19 protein-coding genes are annotated in these 18,346 nt (G+C 42.6%); 11 read left to right on the forward strand and 8 right to left on the reverse strand.

Annotated elements, in window-relative coordinates:
• The first annotated feature begins 29 nt into the window (after positions 1-29).
• Positions 30-479: a DoxX family membrane protein gene (locus QWZ17_RS02065; protein ID WP_290303210.1), complete on the forward strand. Its 450-nt coding sequence runs from the start codon at positions 30-32 to the stop codon at positions 477-479.
• A 24-nt stretch (positions 480-503) separates the two neighbouring features.
• Here QWZ17_RS02065 and QWZ17_RS02070 read toward each other — a convergent pair whose 3' ends face one another.
• Together QWZ17_RS02070 and QWZ17_RS02075 are read right to left on the reverse strand one after the other, a co-directional pair.
• Positions 504-1,091, reverse strand: a complete 588-nt coding sequence (locus tag QWZ17_RS02070; RefSeq protein ID WP_290303211.1) for an HPP family protein — start codon at positions 1,089-1,091, stop codon at positions 504-506.
• Between the two features lie 19 nt (positions 1,092-1,110).
• On the reverse strand, positions 1,111-2,976 hold the full coding sequence (locus QWZ17_RS02075) for a chloride channel protein (RefSeq protein WP_290303212.1): 1,866 nt from the start codon (positions 2,974-2,976) through the stop codon (positions 1,111-1,113).
• A 439-nt stretch (positions 2,977-3,415) separates the two neighbouring features.
• On the opposite strand from QWZ17_RS02075, the gene QWZ17_RS02080 reads away from it, so the two are divergent.
• From QWZ17_RS02080 to QWZ17_RS02095, 4 genes are all read left to right on the forward strand, one after another.
• Positions 3,416-4,111 carry a Crp/Fnr family transcriptional regulator gene (locus QWZ17_RS02080; RefSeq protein ID WP_290303213.1) on the forward strand — a complete coding sequence of 232 codons (696 nt, stop codon included), beginning with the start codon at positions 3,416-3,418 and terminating at the stop codon, positions 4,109-4,111.
• A 108-nt stretch (positions 4,112-4,219) separates the two neighbouring features.
• Positions 4,220-4,756 carry a hypothetical protein gene (locus QWZ17_RS02085; protein ID WP_290303214.1) on the forward strand — a complete coding sequence of 179 codons (537 nt, stop codon included), beginning with the start codon at positions 4,220-4,222 and terminating at the stop codon, positions 4,754-4,756.
• Positions 4,757-5,234: 478 nt separating this feature from the next.
• Positions 5,235-6,683, forward strand: coding sequence for a hypothetical protein (locus QWZ17_RS02090; protein ID WP_290303215.1), 1,449 nt, complete (start codon positions 5,235-5,237; stop codon positions 6,681-6,683).
• Positions 6,684-7,559, forward strand: a complete 876-nt coding sequence (locus tag QWZ17_RS02095; protein WP_290303216.1) for a DNA adenine methylase — start codon at positions 6,684-6,686, stop codon at positions 7,557-7,559. It begins immediately after the preceding gene.
• A gap of 641 nt (positions 7,560-8,200) precedes the next feature.
• On the opposite strand, the gene QWZ17_RS02100 is transcribed toward QWZ17_RS02095, so the two are convergent.
• A complete protein-coding gene (locus QWZ17_RS02100; protein WP_290303217.1) occupies positions 8,201-8,344 on the reverse strand; it encodes a hypothetical protein in 144 nt (47 codons plus the stop codon).
• A gap of 54 nt (positions 8,345-8,398) precedes the next feature.
• Here QWZ17_RS02100 and QWZ17_RS02105 point away from each other — a divergent pair, with 54 nt between their 5' ends.
• The 3 genes from QWZ17_RS02105 (at position 8,399) to QWZ17_RS02115 (ending at position 10,796) form a co-directional block, all read left to right on the forward strand.
• Positions 8,399-8,794 carry a (R)-mandelonitrile lyase gene (locus QWZ17_RS02105; protein WP_290303218.1) on the forward strand — a complete coding sequence of 132 codons (396 nt, stop codon included), beginning with the start codon at positions 8,399-8,401 and terminating at the stop codon, positions 8,792-8,794.
• A gap of 282 nt (positions 8,795-9,076) precedes the next feature.
• Positions 9,077-9,841, forward strand: a complete 765-nt coding sequence (locus tag QWZ17_RS02110) for an SDR family NAD(P)-dependent oxidoreductase (RefSeq protein WP_290303219.1) — start codon at positions 9,077-9,079, stop codon at positions 9,839-9,841.
• Positions 9,842-9,884: 43 nt separating this feature from the next.
• Positions 9,885-10,796: a helix-turn-helix domain-containing protein gene (locus tag QWZ17_RS02115; protein ID WP_290303220.1), complete on the forward strand. Its 912-nt coding sequence runs from the start codon at positions 9,885-9,887 to the stop codon at positions 10,794-10,796.
• An 82-nt stretch (positions 10,797-10,878) separates the two neighbouring features.
• Here the strand turns inward: QWZ17_RS02115 and QWZ17_RS02120 are convergent, their stop codons facing one another.
• The gene (locus QWZ17_RS02120; protein WP_290303221.1) at positions 10,879-11,481 is read right to left on the reverse strand and encodes a YceI family protein; all 603 of its coding nucleotides are present in this window, start codon (positions 11,479-11,481) and stop codon (positions 10,879-10,881) included.
• A gap of 105 nt (positions 11,482-11,586) precedes the next feature.
• Here QWZ17_RS02120 and QWZ17_RS02125 point away from each other — a divergent pair, with 105 nt between their 5' ends.
• The gene (locus QWZ17_RS02125; RefSeq protein WP_290303222.1) at positions 11,587-12,495 is read left to right on the forward strand and encodes a winged helix-turn-helix domain-containing protein; all 909 of its coding nucleotides are present in this window, start codon (positions 11,587-11,589) and stop codon (positions 12,493-12,495) included.
• Between the two features lie 92 nt (positions 12,496-12,587).
• Here the strand turns inward: QWZ17_RS02125 and QWZ17_RS02130 are convergent, their stop codons facing one another.
• The 3 genes from QWZ17_RS02130 to QWZ17_RS02140 all read right to left on the reverse strand — a co-directional run bounded on the left by QWZ17_RS02130 (position 12,588) and on the right by QWZ17_RS02140 (position 14,927).
• Positions 12,588-13,478, reverse strand: coding sequence for an NmrA family NAD(P)-binding protein (locus QWZ17_RS02130; protein ID WP_290303224.1), 891 nt, complete (start codon positions 13,476-13,478; stop codon positions 12,588-12,590).
• A gap of 87 nt (positions 13,479-13,565) precedes the next feature.
• Complete coding sequence (locus QWZ17_RS02135; RefSeq protein ID WP_290303226.1) at positions 13,566-14,480, reverse strand: helix-turn-helix domain-containing protein; 915 nt, start codon at positions 14,478-14,480, stop codon at positions 13,566-13,568.
• A gap of 36 nt (positions 14,481-14,516) precedes the next feature.
• Entirely contained in the window at positions 14,517-14,927 is a 411-nt protein-coding gene (locus QWZ17_RS02140) for a DoxX family protein (RefSeq protein ID WP_290303228.1), read from the reverse strand.
• 122 nt (positions 14,928-15,049) lie between these two features.
• Here QWZ17_RS02140 and QWZ17_RS02145 point away from each other — a divergent pair, with 122 nt between their 5' ends.
• A complete protein-coding gene (locus QWZ17_RS02145) occupies positions 15,050-15,388 on the forward strand; it encodes a winged helix-turn-helix transcriptional regulator (RefSeq protein WP_290303229.1) in 339 nt (112 codons plus the stop codon).
• 23 nt (positions 15,389-15,411) lie between these two features.
• Here the strand turns inward: QWZ17_RS02145 and QWZ17_RS02150 are convergent, their stop codons facing one another.
• Positions 15,412-16,323 carry a helix-turn-helix domain-containing protein gene (locus tag QWZ17_RS02150; RefSeq protein WP_290303230.1) on the reverse strand — a complete coding sequence of 304 codons (912 nt, stop codon included), beginning with the start codon at positions 16,321-16,323 and terminating at the stop codon, positions 15,412-15,414.
• Between the two features lie 223 nt (positions 16,324-16,546).
• Between QWZ17_RS02150 and QWZ17_RS02155 the strand changes: the two genes are divergently transcribed.
• Positions 16,547-18,109 carry a DHA2 family efflux MFS transporter permease subunit gene (locus QWZ17_RS02155; protein ID WP_290303231.1) on the forward strand — a complete coding sequence of 521 codons (1,563 nt, stop codon included), beginning with the start codon at positions 16,547-16,549 and terminating at the stop codon, positions 18,107-18,109.
• Positions 18,110-18,346: the final 237 nt, after the last annotated feature.

Raw genomic sequence — 18,346 nt, forward strand, 5'->3', positions numbered from 1 at the left:
AAATTTGGGCGTCATCACCTTTATCAACAATGAAAAACTACAGCACTTACAGCCAGTTATATTTACGCCTTGCACTCGGCTTAGGTTTTATTGCAGCCGTGGCAGATAGATTGGGCCTGGTTGGCCAGGCGGGGCAGCCAAACATTGCCTGGGGAAATTGGGCTTCATTTTTAAGTTATACCCACGTGCTGCTTCCGTTTTTATCAAAACCTTTGTCAGATGTGATGGGTTGGCTGGCTACCATAGCCGAAGCTTTATTTGGCCTGTTACTCATTATTGGTTATAAAACCAAACTCACAGCAATTGGCAGTGGCTTACTCACCTTGACTTTCGCGCTTGCCATGGTTTTTGCTTCGGGATGGAAAGCCCCGTTTAACTACTCGGTATTCGCTGCAAGTGCCGGCGCGTTTGTGTTAGCCAGTATTCCATATTATCGCTGGAGCGTAGATGCTCTATCAACAAAAAATGTGATCGCTTAAATTGAAGTTATCATAAAACACTTGTTAAAAATAACGGTAGCTCCTTTTCCAAAATTTAAACCATTCTTTGTTTTTAGGATACTTTCGATGCGGTGTGGCGTTATTGCACATCACCGCCACTAAAAATAGTATCATCACTCCCGACAATACAGGACTGAGCACATAAAAATAGCCTAAGGCTTGTATTTTGGCCGATCCTATATTGGCAATGAGCGCCGTTGCCCCACCCGGGGGATGCAGGGTTTTAGTAATCTGCATCAATACAATGGATAAGGAAACAGATAGTGCCGCCGTGAGCCAAACTTCTGCCGGGAATAGTTTATGGATACTAACACCCACCAGCGCGCATATTAAATGCCCGCCAATTAAATTGCGAGGCTGTGCCATGGGGCTGTTGATAACGCCATATATTAAAACCGAAGATGCACCGAATGAGCCGATCAGGAAGATGTTGTCATAAGCGGTAAAGTACTTACTATTGATAAAGCCGATAACGCCAATACCTAAAAAAGATCCAATAAAAGTCCACAGGTGTTCCTTAAAATCAAATAGTGTTTCTTTATAAATAATGTACCTGGCGCGGCGTACGTGGTGCCGTATTCTTTTTGTCATGGTAGCTGAATGGATAATGCTATTTGGCTTTCTCGTTCGGCACTGTTTTCATAGGCTGGCGCTTAAGTGATATTTTAACGTGTGTATAAGCATCAGTGGTCATTTGCATCTGGTACGCTTTGATGATCTCTTTATAAGATAGTACGCCGATTAGCTGGTGGTCATTACCCGGCGAAAGGATAGGCAGTACGTCCGTTCCTGTTTTAGACATGGTTTCCAAGGCCCTGCGCAAGCTATCCTTACTGTTGATGGAAAACGCGGGTTGCTCCTTTTTTACCAGTTGCTTTAATAAAGTTTGGGGCAATAGCGCGTCCTGGTAAATAGCGGTAACTTTGATCATGCCGGCATAGGCACCACTGTTATTCACCAAAACCAGGTAGTTATCATCGGGGGTATTTTGAGCCAGCCAGGCTTGTGCTTCTCCAATGGTACTTTCATCATTAATCACAATGGCCTCATTGCCAATCACCTGCCCTACAGTAATTTTTTGCAAAACATCGGGTTCAAATGAGTCTGGTGTATTAACACCCCGCCGGGCAATTTTTTCGGTCATGATAGTGTTTTCCATCAGGAAAAAAGAAACAAGGTAGGCCGCGGTGCAGGCCCCAAGTAATGGTAGTAATGCATGCGATTGCATGGTAGCTTCCAGCGCGAAAACGATACTGGTAAGGTAAGCCCTTGAAGCGCCGGCAAACATAGCCGACATGCCAATTAAGGCCGCCAAAGGAATACTGATGCCCGATGCCGGAAACGCGGCAAGTATAACAGAGCCGATAAGCGCCCCGGCCGCCCCGCCCATAGTTAATAACGGGGCCAGTGTACCGCCCGATGTGCCGCTGCCCAATGCAATGGCCCATGATAAAAATTTAAAAAAGCATAGCATACACAGCAATTGTATGGGCCATGTACCAGAAAGTACACCCGTAATATTATCATAACCAACACCCAGTGTGTGCGGCGCAAAGTAGCCGATAACGCCTACGGCCAGGCCACCTAATGCCGGCCACCACATCCAGTGGATAGGCAGCTTTTCAAAAGCGTCTTCAATAAAATAAACAATTTTGGTGATACCGATAGAAAGCAGCCCGATAATAACACCCATAAAGCTATACAGGCCCAATGCTAAATTTGAAGGGATGGCAACATCAGGCATGGCAAATACCGGTCCCGATTCAAATAAAAGGTGGTGACCTGCAGCGCCTGTAATACACGCTAAAGCCACAGGTAATATAGCCCTTGGCGAAAATTCAAAAAGTAACAACTCAATAGCCAGGAAAACCGCCGCTATGGGGGTGCCAAATATGGCCGACATACCCGCGGTGGCTCCCGCTGCCAAAATTATTTTTCGCTCGGTAGCGGTAATTTTAAAAAGCTGACCCAAGGTTGATCCCAGCGCGCCGCCCGTAGCAATGATGGGTCCTTCGGCACCAAAGGGGCCACCGGTGCCAATGGCAATGGCCGATGAAATTGGCTTTAAAAAAGTAATAGAAGGCTTAATGTTGCTTTCATTTACTAAAATTTGCTCCATCGCTTCGGGGATACCATGCCCCCTGATGGCTTTTGAACCGTATAATGCCATTAAGCCAACTAAGATGCCGCCAATTGCCGGCACAACAATTACCCATAGCCCCAGGTGATTACCCGCCGGACTGTGAAAACTTAAATCAATAGTGCCAAAAAAAGAAATATTGGTTACCAGGTTAATAAGCGAGATCAACACCTTGGCGATAAGGCTGATACATGCCGCCACGGTTACCGCGTAAACAGAGATCCTGATTAGGCGGGCCTTTTTATGAAATGTGCTTTTAGCGTTGCCTCCGCTGGTTTCTAACTCTTCCAATAAAGGGGATATTGGAATGGCATTGGAAAGAATATTTCTTTTCATCTTCTGTTTTCTTTAATTTATATTGTTTAAGAAATATAAAATGTATTTTTTTTGTGCAAAAATATCTTAATTTTATTGCAAAAGCAATATTTTAAGAATGATTGTGTAGTTTGTGGCTTTAATCAGGGTGAGGTAAGCCTACATTTCAAAAAAAAGAAAATGTCATTTCGATAGAGCAAGCGTAGGGGAAAGCGAGGGTGCGAAAGAGAAATCTTATACGAGCTACGAGCAATGTGGCTTGTCGCTCGTATAAGATTTCTCCTCACCTCCGGCGCACAATATCCCTGCCGGTTCGTTCGAAATGACAACGTTTTTTTTGTAATGCTATTTCAAAAGATGAGGGGGTACACAGTAAACCACACCACAAGGAATAACATTATTAAACGCGCAGGCGGTAATACTATCAACTTAATTAATATTGCAGTACTTTAGGTGATAAATGATGAAGGAAATAAAAAACGGATGTGATGTAAGTAGCTGTTATTTGTGCAGCAATTGCTCGGCCGATTGGACGATGGCTATAACATCGCATAAAAAGAATTTTGAGATAAAAAAAGGTCAGCAGATATTTAGCGAAGGCGAGCCGGTTTCCATGATTTATTTTGTTTACTCCGGGAAAATAAAGGTTCATAAACGCTGGGACACCGATAAAGATTTGATTATCAGGTTTGCACAGCCCGGTGATATATTGGGGCACATGAGCCTGGGTAACGAACTGGTATACCCCGTAACCACTACCGCCATTGAAAACTCGACTGTTTGCGCCATCGACCTGGCTTTTTTTGAATCGAGTTTAAATGTGAACCCTAAACTTACCTACTCATTGATGAGGCTTTTCGCCAACCTGCTCCAGGAATCTGAAAAAAGAATGCGCAACCTGGTGCATATGCCGGTTAAGGAGCGCATTGCACTATCATTAATTAACCTAAAGAAACAATTTGGTGTTACCGCCGATGGAAATATAGCGATAGAACTTTCGCGGCAGGATATTTCGTCATTTGCAGCGGTAGCTTACGAAACCCTGTTTAAAGTAATGAACGATTTTCAGCAAAGTAATATCATAGCGATGGACGGCAAACGCATTACGCTGTTAAAGGAAGAGGAGTTGATTGCCATGACGGTGGGGAAGGGATAAAAGCCGGTGACCGATGCAGCAAAAAGCGTGATTATTTTAACATCAGTTATAAGATATGCATATTAAAACGATAGTAGGCTTAAGGATAACTAATATTATGTTTTATCCGTGTTTGAGCCAGGAGGACTTGATACCGCAGAATGCTTTTTTGAACTCGACTCAAATATTGTTATACGGTTGTCCATTGATAACGAAGTCATTCCGATAGAAGACCTGCCGTTCGAGGCAGAAAGCCTTTTTGCCAATGTTTTACCGCATCCTGTTTATCACATCAATAAAAATAAAATGACAATTGCCGAAATCGTTAAAAGGCAACAAAAAAGGAGGAATAGCTTGTTGGGCAAGATTCAGTCATTCTTTGGGTATGAACCGGTACCTAAAGAATATAAGCCTTACAAGATTGAATATGTAGAAAATAAGCTGAAAAACATCGAGGGGCAAAAAATTATTGATTATCTACATTATCCTGATGAAATGGAAAATGTACTGCTGTTGCTCGAAAATGGATATGTGGTAACAGAGATAAGTATTGCACCACAAGGCACGGGAGATGCAGGCCTGAAATATTTTGAGAGTATTGATGAACTTGCGCTAAACATGGGCGACGATTTTATACGTTCAATGCCCGGGAGTAACCTATTGTAATAAAGTTTTTTAATTAATATACATCGCTGCCGCGACAAGGCCAATGTCACTAAGCAAAGGATTTTCTTCCCCGTAGGGGATAAAGCTTTGTAGAAATAATAAAATACAATGCTCCATGCCGTAGGTATGGAACCTGTGTGGGGTACCTAACGGCACGAAAGCATATTAATCGATCTATACTACAAAGCTTTTGCTCCGATGGAGCAACCGGTCAAGCTGTTAACTTAACGATATTGGGATAGCGGCTTACTCGGGCTGGAAAGCATTTTTTAGTATTCTATATTTGCAAGTAGGCTAATGTGCTACTCAAATAAACAATTCTAAAGTCTACAATTACGCAATATCCAATAGATTAAGACTTGCGCTGAAATGGGCCACAACTGTTCAATATAAAAAGATGGATAATAAATAGTTTTAAGGGACGATATTAAATTGTATTATAGCAGAATATTAATTTACTTAAACCTTATCCAATTATATGCGCTTTAACGAAGTAAAAAAATTCAAAATAGACGATTTGCTCTTAGATCAAGGAAATTACCGTTTCAAAGAAGCAGAGGATCAGAAAAGCTGTGTCGTAAAAATCTATTCTGCAAATCCGGCATATTTTAAAAACTTAATGTCAAGCATTGCGGAAGATAATTTGGGAGAACTCCTTCTCGTCTATAAAAACGGTAAAAAAAATATCGTACTTGATGGAAATCGCCGTCTTGCCGCGTTAAAAGTGCTTAATAACCCCCAAGAATTTAGCCCATCGGGAGCAATTAAAGATCACGCAAATTCTTTATTAAAAACTTACACTGTCGATTTGATAAATATTTTTGCGCAAGTCTCAGACGACAAACAACTGATATACAAAACCGTATATGAAAGGCATGCAGCCGGACAAGGCAAAGCAAGGATAAACTGGAGCGCTTATGGCGCTGCCCGCTTTCGATACGATCAGAAAATGGAAGATGGCAACGAATGGTACGCTATTGTGCTTCTTCTTGAAACAGAAAGCAGGCATCCTGAATGGACAGCGTTTATAGACTCCAGTGACTATTCTCATGAAGTTTTCCGCAGAATTTTCAAGTCTGCGCTGGATAAAGGAATTATTTCTACAAGTATCTTTTCCGGTAGGCACCAACGGATCAAGACTACGGCAGATAAACTTGTTAAAGATGCCGTCGACAAAGTGGTCCACTTTCTTGAAGCGATGCGAAATAAAGATATCAGCCTGTCTCGAAGTGGAAAGTATGCTGATAAGGCATCAGTAGATGCTTTTGTTGAACAATTTGGTCTTTCTTCTGATAATGTTAGGTCACAAGCTCCAGTTGACACCACTCCGGCAACAAATAGTCAGTCGCCTACAGACTCTTCTGTAGGCTCTTCGCCCGATTCGACAAATTCTAACAATTCCCCTCGTTCTACAACTTCGACAGCAAATCCAAGTAACTCTTCCAATCAGACTACGGCGTCAGGTCCGCAGCAGTCTGCATCTCCATCTGCGGTACGGGATAATAAGTCTTATGGTATTGAACAATCTGACGAAATAGCCCAGCGCTTGGTTTTATTGAAATCTCAAAAACTAATTTCACTTTATCGCTCTTTATGCGTTGTTTCAGCAGTACAGCATGCACAACTGCTTTATATTGGTGCATGGAGTTTCTTTGAATCACTAACGGCGCTGTCGGGCAGACAAGAAGGAACACCATTTGATGGGTATCTTGGCTCAATGATGAACAATAATATGAGCTATAATAAGACTGAAAAGAAAGATTTTCAGCAAATTTTGAAAGAGATCTCGGATAAAGGGAACGCAAACAAGCACTCTGGTAAAAATTATTCAACTTCAGCAATACAGCTTCGTGCAGATTTTACGACATTGGAGCCGTTTATTATCGCTGTAATTGATATGACAATTAATAAATTCAAAAAGCCCTAAATGCCACACGGTAAAAAATACTATTCACCTTTACGCTATCCAGGTGGCAAGGGGAAACTTTTTCACTTTGTGAAAGATTTAATCCTTCACAATAATCTCGACGGCGGCAGTTACTGCGAACCTTACGCCGGAGGTGCAAGTATCGCGCTTGGGCTTCTAATTGAGGATTATGTATCCGAAATACATATAAACGACTACGACAAAGGTATCCATAGTTTCTGGCATGCAATATTACGTGACACCGACGAATTTTTAAAACGCGTTTGGGATACACCAATAACTATGACTGAATGGCGAAAACAAAGAGCCATACAATCAGATAAAGACAATTACGATCACATTGACTTAGGCTTTTCCACGTTCTTCATGAACAGGACTAACAGATCTGGGGTCATTAAAGCAGGAGTCATTGGCGGGAATGATCAAACTGGTAATTTTAAAATTGATGCCCGTTATAACAAAGTTGATCTTGTGAAGCGAATTAATAAAATTGCCAATTTAGCGGATAATATCCACATTTACAGAGAAGACGCTCTAAATTTGATAACAAAAACTCTTCCTGATAATGATGTTAAAGGGTTAGTATTTCTTGATCCGCCTTACTACATCCAAGGCAAACGGCTTTATACAAATTTTTATAATCATAATGACCACCAATTAATTGCAGATGCCATCAAAGGTAGTTCACTTAAACATTGGATTGTAACCTATGATAATGTCGAAGAGATAAATAATATCTATGATTTGAAAAATAAGGTTGTTTATGATTTAAGGTATAGCGTTTCACCATCGAGTCCCAAAGGATCAGAAATTTTATTTTACAGCGATCAAATACGTATGCCTTATTCTAAAATTTCTGATAGAATTAGTGCATGATATTCTGTAAAAAAAATATTCAATTAGTGATCTTACTCGAAGCAATCTTGTGCCACTGCCAGTTTGCTATAGAACTTGCGATCTTTTGAACCCGCCTCAAAAATACAACATATACACATTCGTTAACACCCCCCCCAAACGCTATCATATACAACCTACCAGTTTTCCTTCCCCCGCATTAGCGATTACAGTGGATATCTACCCGTCCCTAAGACCCTGCGCGCGTATCAGCGCAAGGCGCGGCCCGCTTCTATCGGCGGGAATGCCGTAATATAGAAAAAGTTACTACTGGTATTGTTATGTCGAAGTATTAGATTTATGGGTAATATACGGTTTGCTATCGTCACTTGTAAAAGGTTCAGCTGGTAAAATGAAGGCGTTTAGCGGGGCCTACTGAGATCAGTCTGGTGCATTTTTGTGCAATTGCCCCACTGGCCGGATGCCTTGTGATTTCATCAACGTTTATATATCAAAGCTACCTGGTATCATCCTTAAATAAGTACACTATATTTCAACCAAATTTTGGGTTAACACTTTTTATGGCAAAATGATACAAATATCTAATAATCAATTATTTGTATTTTTAATATGTTAAGTTATGTTAACCCTGTAATCCCGTTTTTAAAGCTTATTTCAAACGGTCATTGTGGTTGAAAACCTCCCCGCATTAGCGATTGCAGTGGATACCGGCCCGCGCCTAAGGCCCTGTGCGCGTATGAACGTAAAGCGCGGCCCGCTTCTACCGGCGGGAATGCCATAATGATTAAAAGAAATAGCTGTTCCATAAAACACAGTTGTATATTGGTCCGTTAGTATTTTGTTATTTAACATCAACAACTATGGAAATTAAACGCAATGGCTCGCAGCCATCGGGCAAAGGTCCGGCAGAATATTTTACGGGAACGGTAAGGATTGATCCGCTTTTTGCCCCGCCAGATCCGGCTCGCGTGGCAATGGCACTGGTTACTTTTGAACCCGGTGCTCGCACGGCCTGGCATACCCATCCGCTTGGCCAAACCCTTATTGTAACTGCCGGCTTTGGCTGGGTACAACGCGAGGGCGAAGAAATTCAGGAAATTAGGCAAGGCGATGTAGTATGGTTTGCCCCCGGCGAAAAACACTGGCACGGCGCCACCGCAACCACGGCCATGAGCCATATTGCTATCCAGGAAAAGCTAAACGGCTCGCCGGTTGATTGGATGGAACAGGTTACGGATGAACAGTACGGGAAGTAACAGCATTAAAGTTAAGCGCCTGAAAAACAGCTGGGGGCGAGTGCGATTCCTTCCTTGGGGAAGGGAAGGTAGGGGTTAAGCCATGCTTGGGAGTTAACATGTTAGCAGGTCGCTTGTAGAAACCCCTCCCTGCCTTTGCGCTCATGCCCATAGCGCCACTCCCGAGGAAGGGAATTTGGAAAAATGCTTCAAATTATTTGAAATTCGCAAATAACCGATTGATTTGTTCAAACGCTGCCTATGTTATCCTTGCCACCTTTGTATCATTAAATATAAAACGATATGGAAAGTAAAAATAAAATAGCCCTGGTAACCGGCGGCAGCCGTGGCCTGGGTAAAGACATGGCCTTGAGGCTTGCCGACAAAGGAATTGATGTAATTATTACCTACAACACCAGTGCCGATGAAGCGCAAAAGGTAGTTGACCAGATTAAACAAGGCGGACGAAAAGCTGCCGCCCTGCAACTCAATACCGGCGAGATTAAAAGCTTTGATACATTTATTGAAAAAGTAAAAGAGCTATTGAACGCCGAATTTGGAACCGATCGCCTTGATTTTTTGGTGAACAACGCCGGTATTGGCGGGTACAAATTAATTGAAGAAGTAACCGAAGACTTTTTTGACGAGCTGCTGAACGTGCATTACAAAGGCGTGTATTTTTTAACCCAAAAAACGCTGCCGGTAATGAATGATGGTGGCGGTATTGTAAACGTATCAAGCGGGCTTACCCGTGTTTCTTTGCCACGGTCGTCGGCTTATGCCAGTATGAAGGGCGCTGTTGAGGTATTTACCCGTTACCTGGCCAAAGAACTCGGCGCACGCGGTATAAGGGCCAACGTGATAGCACCTGGTGCCATATTAACCGATTTTGGCGGTGGTCACCTGCGGGCCAGCGAACAATCGCAAAAAATGGTGAGCGACATTACCGCATTAGGTCGCCCGGGCGAAGCTGATGATATTGGCGGCGTAGTTGCTTTCCTTTGTACCGATGATGCCAAGTGGGTTAATGGTCAGCGTATAGAAGTTTCAGGCGGTATGTTGGTGTAAACCAACATCAGGTTTAAATAGTTATTTTTGAGTTTTAAGAACGATGACGATTACTAACACATCTCTTGAGGATTTCTACCAGCGAAACGGTGCGCCGCTTCCTGAAGGTATTACCAAAGAGATTGGTCATTTTAATGTTTTTGAAGCTGAAAAGCTGTTTGATAAAAAGACCGGCAACCGCATAATGCCCTACAGCCGCAGGGAGTATTATAAAATTAGCTGGATAAACGGAAAAAGCAGGGCCGAGTATGCCGATAAGGTAATTGATATGGGCAACAGCGCCCTGCTTTTTGCAACCCCTAAAATTCCTTACCACTGGATTCCGGCGGATGCCAATCAAACGGGAATGTTCTGCATTTTTACTGCCGATTTCCTGTTGCCGCATAAAGCCGGCGTTACGTTGGACGACTTGCCAATTTTTCAACCCGGGCAGCTACCCGCGTTTCAGCTTAACGCCGAAGAAGCGCAGGAGATTGAATACCTGTTTAAAAAGATGCTTAAGGAGTTAAAGGCCGATTATAAATACAAATACGACCTGCTGCGAAACATGGTGTTGGAGTTGATCCATTACGGGCAAAAGCTGCAGCCGATGTCAACCCTAAGCGGCACGCAGAATGCATCGGAGCGTATTTCGTCGTTGTTTATTGAATTGCTGGAGCGCCAGTTTCCGCTGGATTCATTACATCAACGGCTGGGCCTGCGCACCGCGAAAGATTATGCCGATAGACTGGCGGTACACGTTAACCACCTCAACAAAGTATTGAAAGAAGTTACCGGCCATACCACCACCCAAATCATCAGCAAAAGGGTGGTCCAGGAAGCCAAAATCCTGCTTAAACAAACCAACTGGAATATTGCCGAAATAGCCTACACGTTGGGTTTTGATGATATCGCCCATTTCTCTAACTTTTTCAAAAAGCAAACATCGTTTACACCGGCAGGGTTTAGGGGGTAGATTCCAGACTTCCGAAGTTTTTAAAACTTCGGAAGTCTTTGGCGGCTTAGCTCAGTATCACTTTGAAATATAAAATTGGTCCCTACTTCCCAAACACCAAATTCAACGAAACCAAAATCTTATCAGAAATCACATGATCTGCCAGTGCCGCAAAGGGGTCCCATGATTTTGGGTTGGTTTGCATATCAATATGCCATTTGAGGCGATCTATTTCGAGTTGGGCGGTTGCTGTGATCACATCCCCTGTTTTTTTGATGGTTGCAGTAAAGTCAATGAAATTGGTGATCCCTTTTATAGTCAAATCGCCTGATACCTTATATATTGAAGATTTGCCAATGCGTGTTATCTGTTTAACAATCATGGTGGCGGTAGGATATTTGTCTATCGAAAAATAGCCGTCCTTTCTTAATTCCTGGTCAACCTTTTCATTTTGGGCTTGCTCGGTGTGATCTGTACTGCGCATGCTGTTCATGTCTATGCTAAAAATGCCGTCTTTAGGGTCATCGCCTGCAGGATAATTAAGCGTGCCCGAGTTAAAAAGGATGTAACCATAGTGGCCGCCCATGGTTTTGCGGTTATTCCACAAAATTTTGCTTTTTTTAATATCCAAATGATAGGTTTGCTGTGCAAAGGCCGATATTTGAAACGAGGCCAGCACCAGGATAAGCGTAATTTTTTTAAGCATATTGAATAAATTTGATGCAGCAAACCTATTCATCCACAATAGGTTGGTAATGATGGATTTTGTAAATAAAATTGTAAACTTTGTAAAAATAAACCTGTAATCGCCATGAATTACAAAGCCTTTCTTAATAATAGAGTTCAAGCATTTGGCGCGTTAATTTTTCTGTTGTTGATAAGCGCTGTTTGTGCCGCCTTTAGTTTTACAGATAATGATGATTTTGATAAGGCCCGGCAAGAAATTATGCTCCGTAATATAGGGCACCAGGTACTTTTACATGCTGGTGATAGTACATCGCGCGTGCTGCCGGTGAAGAAAATTGCCGAAAATGAATATCAATTACAGTTTGAAAACGCTTTTGCTTTTCAGTCAGATTCGTTGGTACAGATCATCAGCCGTTCGCTGGCAAAAAATAGTGTTGCCCATAATTACATTGTTAACGTATTAAACCCGTCAGATAATGGGGTGATATTCGGCTACGCTATCTTCAGCAATAAAAAAGATAATATCGTACCATGTTCAGGACGTAAGCAACCTAAAAGCCGTTATCTCATTGATATAAAATTTCAGAAAGCGGGAATTAGTACTTCACAAAAAAGCATGTTAATAGCGGGCGGAATCCCGTTATTGGCTTTTATAGGACTGGTAGTTTCCCGCTCGGTAAAACCCCGGAAAAAGATATTGCCCGAACCTGAATATATTGACAAAAAACACATTTGCATTGGCAAGATCACTTTTGATCCCCAAAAACGACAGCTGATAACCGGCGATGTGACAACTGAACTTACCGTAAAAGAAAATAAAGTGCTTCTCATCCTTGCCCAATCGCCCAATGAAATTGTGGAGCGGAGCCGGCTTCAAAAAGAGATATGGGAAGATGAAGGCGTAATTGTAGGCAGAAGCTTAGATGTGTTTATCTCTAAACTAAGAAAGAAACTGGAATATGATCCCATGATTAAACTGATTAATATACATGGTAAGGGGTATAAATTGCAGGTGGAGTATGACCTTGCTTAAATTGGTGTAGGGATTGATAAGACCGGCGAAAGACTTACGAAGTTTTTAAAACTTCGTAAGTCTGGGATATATACCTTACATTTCCCGTTGTTTTATATCTTTAAAAACGCCGCGGCAAACTCCTTTGCAAAATCTGTCAGTTTCACTTTGCCCATAACAGTGGGCTTATTCAAATCGTAATCTTCGCGTAATTTGCCGTTGTGAATGGCGGCACCCAATTCAACATATAGGGCCGCGATGTTGGCCGGTACGCCATTTTGCTCCATGGCGGCCTGGGTTTGCTCATCCGTAAAAATTACCCATTTTAAATCGGGCTTGCCAATGGCCTCGCCTAAAATGCGGGCGGCTTCGTGCCCGGTAATATCGTCGCTGGCTACATAGCGTACGTTATTGCCTGTGGTAGCAGGTTGTGTCAGTTCTTCGGCGGCAGCAACGGCTATGTCGCTCGGGGCAACCATTGTCAGCTTATCATCTCCGCCATAATTTGTGCCGATAAAACCTGCCTGTTTAATCATGTTGGCAAAGTTGTACAGGTTGTAATAAAAGTAAGCCGGGCGCAAATGGGTAATAGCTATCCCTTGTAATTTGTTCAAAATGCCCTCAACATCATGCACACCCAAAATGAATCCGGTACCCTCGGCCAAATGCGCGCCATAGCTGCTTAAATGCACCACCCGTTTAATGCCAGATTGCGGAATTACCTGCGCGTAGTTTTCGCCGATGGTTCGGTAAGCCGCCCTTGTATCGGGCGCGGCATAGTTTGGCGGCTCCATGGCAAATAAAGCATCGGCGCCGGCAAAGGTGGCGGCTAAAAAGGCAGTATCTTCTAATGATCCTATAGCTGCGGCTGCGCCCAAGGCTTCAATATCTTTTTGTTTTTCGGGGTTGCTGCTTATAACGGTTACATTATGCCCTTTCGCTACTAACGCTGTGGCCAATGGTTTGCCAATATTGCCTAATGAGCCTGTTACGATAACTTTCATAGTCTGTTTTGTTTTTGTTGAACAAAGGTGCTTACTATGAAAATGGGGCCTGTAGCTTAATCTTGCTTTGTTGTAGCCATTTCTTTATCAGTTGAAAGATTGGCGAAATTCCAGCGGCGATAGGTTAGTTTTACTTTTAAATAATTTACTGAACGATTGCGAATGCTCAAATCCCAGTTCATAAGCTATTTCACTTACCGATAGATCTGTACCCGATAATTTTTCTTTTGCTTTATCAATCAGTTTATCATGAATATGCTGCTGCGTACTTTGGCCGGTTAATACCTTGAGCATCACGCTGAGGTAATTGGGCGATACGTTTAAAGCTTCGGCAATATAACTTCCCGTTGGCAATCCGTTTGTGGTGAGGGTATCGCTTTGGAAATAACCGGTGAGCAAATCTTCCAGTCGGTTCAAAATTTTGTGATTGGTTATTTTACGGGTGATAAACTGGCGGTGATAAAACCTATCGGCGTAAGTAAGTAGTAATTCCAATTGGGCGGCAATTACACTTTGACTAAATTGATCGATGGTGGCGTGGTACTCGCGTTCGATATTTTGCATAATGCCGGCAAGCATGGCTTCTTCCTTTTCTGATAGGTGCAGTGCCTCATTTACCGAATAACTGAAATACTCATATTGCTTAATGGATTTAGCCAACGGCGTATTCCACAAATAATCCGGGTGAATCAATAATAACCAGCCCACATGTTTTAACTCTTCATAAGCTTCGATGCTGAAAACCTGGCCCGGCGAGATAAAGATCATTACACCCTCATCAAAATCATACTCCTGCTGCCCATACCTGATCTTTCCGTTGAAGTTTCTTTTTAGGGCGATAGAATAAAAATCAAGCGTTAAACTTTGTGGACTATCATCGGCCAGGCGTTTAATATCCTCAAAACTAATTACGCTGATTAAAGGGTGGGCGGGTTGATCCAGCTTCATGAGGCGATGATACTCGCTGATGCTTTTAATCCTTAAAGGTTTTGTGCTTTTCATTGAGCATCAAATTATCTGTTAAACAAATAAACTGTTTTATTTTGGCATTATGGGCGCTTTGCCAAATCTGCCCCATGCGATGAAAGCGGCAATCAACGCAAAAATAACATTTACCCCAATTACCGATGCTTCGCCGCGTACAATGTGAAAAACGCTTGCGCAAATCATTAATATAATAATAGCGACAGCCGTAATTGGCGTAAGTTTTGGGCGGACACGAAACAGCGCCGGCAATATTACACCAAGCGCACCCAACAGATCGATAACACCCGTAAAATTAACCAGTGCAACCGGCACTTGCCCCACCCATGGCCACATGGCAGATAGTTTTTCAATCGGTTGGAATAATTTCATTGAAGCGGCCCAAATGAAAGTTGCCGCCAGTAGTATTTGCGCTATCCAAAGCGTAATGTTTAACGTTTTTGAGGGTTTGTGCTGATCTGCCATGTTGTGTGTTTATTAACAGCTCAAAGTTATTTACATTTGCTATCCATGATATAGTACTATCCTCATAGATAGCGCTATCCGAAGGGATAGTATCGTAAACACATCATCGTAATAAATTAAATATGCTGAACAGAGAAGGGTGTCCCGAAAGTGTATTAGCCATCAAAGATGCTTTAGAAGCGTTGGAAGGCCGGTGGAAATTGCTCATCATGCTGTCGCTGTCATTGGGCAATAAACGGTTTAAACAAATCTCGAAAGAAATTCCCGGCATTACAGATAAAATGCTATCTAAAGAGTTGAAAGCTTTAGAAACTAATAAGCTGATTAAGCGCACGGTATATGACACATTTCCGCCTACGGTTGAGTACGCTATAACCCCTCACGGCAAATCATTAGAGAAAGTTTTAGAGGAGTTATATCACTGGGGCCAGGCGCACCGCAGGGAAGTAATAGGCAAATAGCAGATTTTGGAAATTGTAACAAGTTAAAAGCTTGTTACTGCGTTGCTGTTTCTCAATGTTCCCGGTGAGTTACCAGTATGCTTTTTAAAAAAGTTGGTAAAGTAAGCCGGCTCATCAAACCCAAGGGAGTTGGCTATCTGGGCAATGTTCCAGTCGGTATGTTTTAGCAGGGCGTGGGCTTCTTTCAATACCCGGTCGCTAATGTGCTGAGTGGTGGTCTTGCCCGTGCTTTCTTTCACGGAGCGGTTTAGGTGATTGGTATGTACCGATAAATTTTCGGCATAGTCATTGGCTGTTTTTAGTTTTAGAGCATGATCGGGCGAATCAATAGGAAACTGCCGTTCCAGCAGCTCAAAAAATAGAGTTGTTATCCGGCTTGCCGCGCTGGTTGTCTTCTCGACTATAGGAGCAGCCTCAATTTTCAAAGCTTCGTGCATTAAAATACGCAGATAGTTGCGCAGCAGATCATATTTATAAACATAATCAGAATCCATCTCTTCCATCATGTGCTGCATGGTGGAAGAAAGAAAAGCCAGTTGCCGATCATCTAAAAAAATAACATGTTTACCGCCGGCTTTAAATAACGGAAAATCTTCAATGGTGTATTTATGCTGATAACTTTCAATAAAAGCCTGGGTAAATAAACAAAACCAGCCGCTTTGCTCTGTCGATGTTGGCTCCCAGCAGGATGGAATCTGTGGTCCGGTAAAAACCAGCGCCGGCCGATCGATCACAATTTGCCTGTCCTCATAATGCATAATACCGTTGCCAATTACCAGTGTTACCTTGTAAAAATCCCTGCGGCTTAGCGGCGTTTTTTGGCTGCATGCTCTTAAAAACACGTTGAAATGCCCTTGGCCCGCGTTATTTGCCGGTTGAGAATTGCCTGCATAATGCCGCGCGTAAAATTGCTCAAGTGTTTCTGTTCTTACCATAAGATAAAGTTAGTTAAACCCTCGTTCAATTACAAAATGAATGTTTGATTATTATAACCATTTTGTTCTATTATGGATTTTTATTTGTCTTACAAAAGTAAATTTAGCCTGATTTGTCGTGTTGTAAATTTGGTTTGTTTGAATTTTATAAATATCTGATTGATTATTATAAACACCGCCTTTGACTGCCAGCCTACTTTTGGCCAGTTAAATTTAAAACTTTATGGAAACAGGTTTCAGGAAGTGGATCATTGTAATAACAATCATCACATCTACAATTATTGAGCTGATAGACTCAACCATTGTAAATGTATCTATCAATACCATGAGTGGTAACCTTGGCTCTACCTTAGAAGATACGGCCTGGGTAATTACGTCATATGCCATTGCCAACGTAATCATCATTCCCATGACCAGCTTTTTGGCCCAAACTTTCGGGCGTAAGCAGTATTATATAGGCTCTATCATTTTATTTACGGTTGCTTCGGCGCTTTGCGGCTTCTCTACCAATTTATGGGAACTGGTATTCTTCAGGTTTTGCCAGGGCATCGGGGGCGGGGCTTTGCTATCAACATCACAAGCTATCTTGTTTGAAACTTTCCCTCCAAAAGATCGCGGACTGGCCAGCGGCATTTTTAGTTTGGGTATTATTGTAGGCCCATCAATTGGGCCGGTATTGGGCGGTTACATTGTTGATAACTACCAATGGCAATGGATATTTAATGTGAATATTCCAATTGGCATGCTTGCGGCTCTTTTATCGTTTATGTACCTGCGGGATACGCCCAAACCGCCGGTTCAAAAATCAATAGACTGGTGGGGGATACTGCTGCTCATTGTCGGGATTGGTTCCCTGCAGGTGGTGTTGGAACGCGGTCAAACGGACGATTGGTTTGCTGCCAATTATATCATTGTGTTAACCGCTACATCGGTAATTAGTTTATTGCTACTGGTTTGGCGGCAGTTATCTGTCGATAATCCTATAATCAATCTAAAAGTACTCAAAAGCGGCACATTGGCAATTTCTGCCATCATGACCTTTGTACTGGGTTTCGGTTTGCTGAGCGCCTTGTTTGTTTTTCCGCTTTATACGCAACGGATTATTGGTTTTACCGCTTTTCAAACAGGCACTATATTGTTGCCGGGAACGATGATGGCAGCATTGATTTCGCCGTTTTTGGGTAAGATGCTGCAAAGCGGTATTCGCCCGCAATACCTCATTATTTGCGGTTTTGGCTTAACGGCGGCTTTTGGTTTTATGATGTCTCGTAACAACCTCGAATCAGGCGATGCAAATTTCCTGCTGGCACTTATCTTTAGGGGACTTGGCGCGGCGTTACTTATTGTTCCGCTCACGGCGCTGGCCGTATCTGATCTTAAACCGGCAGATATACCTCAAGGCGCATCGTTAAATAATATGATGCGGCAAATGGGCGGTTCATTTGGTATAGCATTAACTAATACTTATATAGCGCACCGCGAGGCCATTAACCGCACCGCATTGATAACCCATGTTACCGCATCTGACGATGTTACTTTACAACGCCGTCAAAGTTTTGTGCGCAACTTTATGGCACATGGAGCCAATTACCTGCACGCGGTGCAACAATCTATTGAAGCCCTGGAACGTACAGTGGTACGCCAAACATTTTTACTAAGTTATATGGACGCGTTTTTGTTGTTGGCTATTTTAAACGCGTTATGCATTCCGTTGGTAATAGTCACTATAAAACGCCGGCCTGTTGTGAAGATGGTGGGTAAGGTAGAGATTCCGGATGCGCATTGAGAGGGGGGCTTAGACGACTCACCCGCCAGTTCGCCAGGGCGAACGTCACCCTCTCTCCGGCTGTCGCCGCATAGAGGGGTTTGAACGCGGGTTAGCTTTTCTTTGATGTTTAGCAATTTAAAATATTCAGCCTTCAAACCCCTCTTTCCGGCTTGCCGAAGAGAGATTCTGTGTTAATTATCAAATAATTTTTAATTTTGTTTTATTAAGGCGGCTTTATGCCAGCCTGTTTAGGGC

The organism is Mucilaginibacter flavus, assembly GCF_030409315.1.
GTDB lineage: Bacteria > Bacteroidota > Bacteroidia > Sphingobacteriales > Sphingobacteriaceae > Mucilaginibacter > Mucilaginibacter flavus.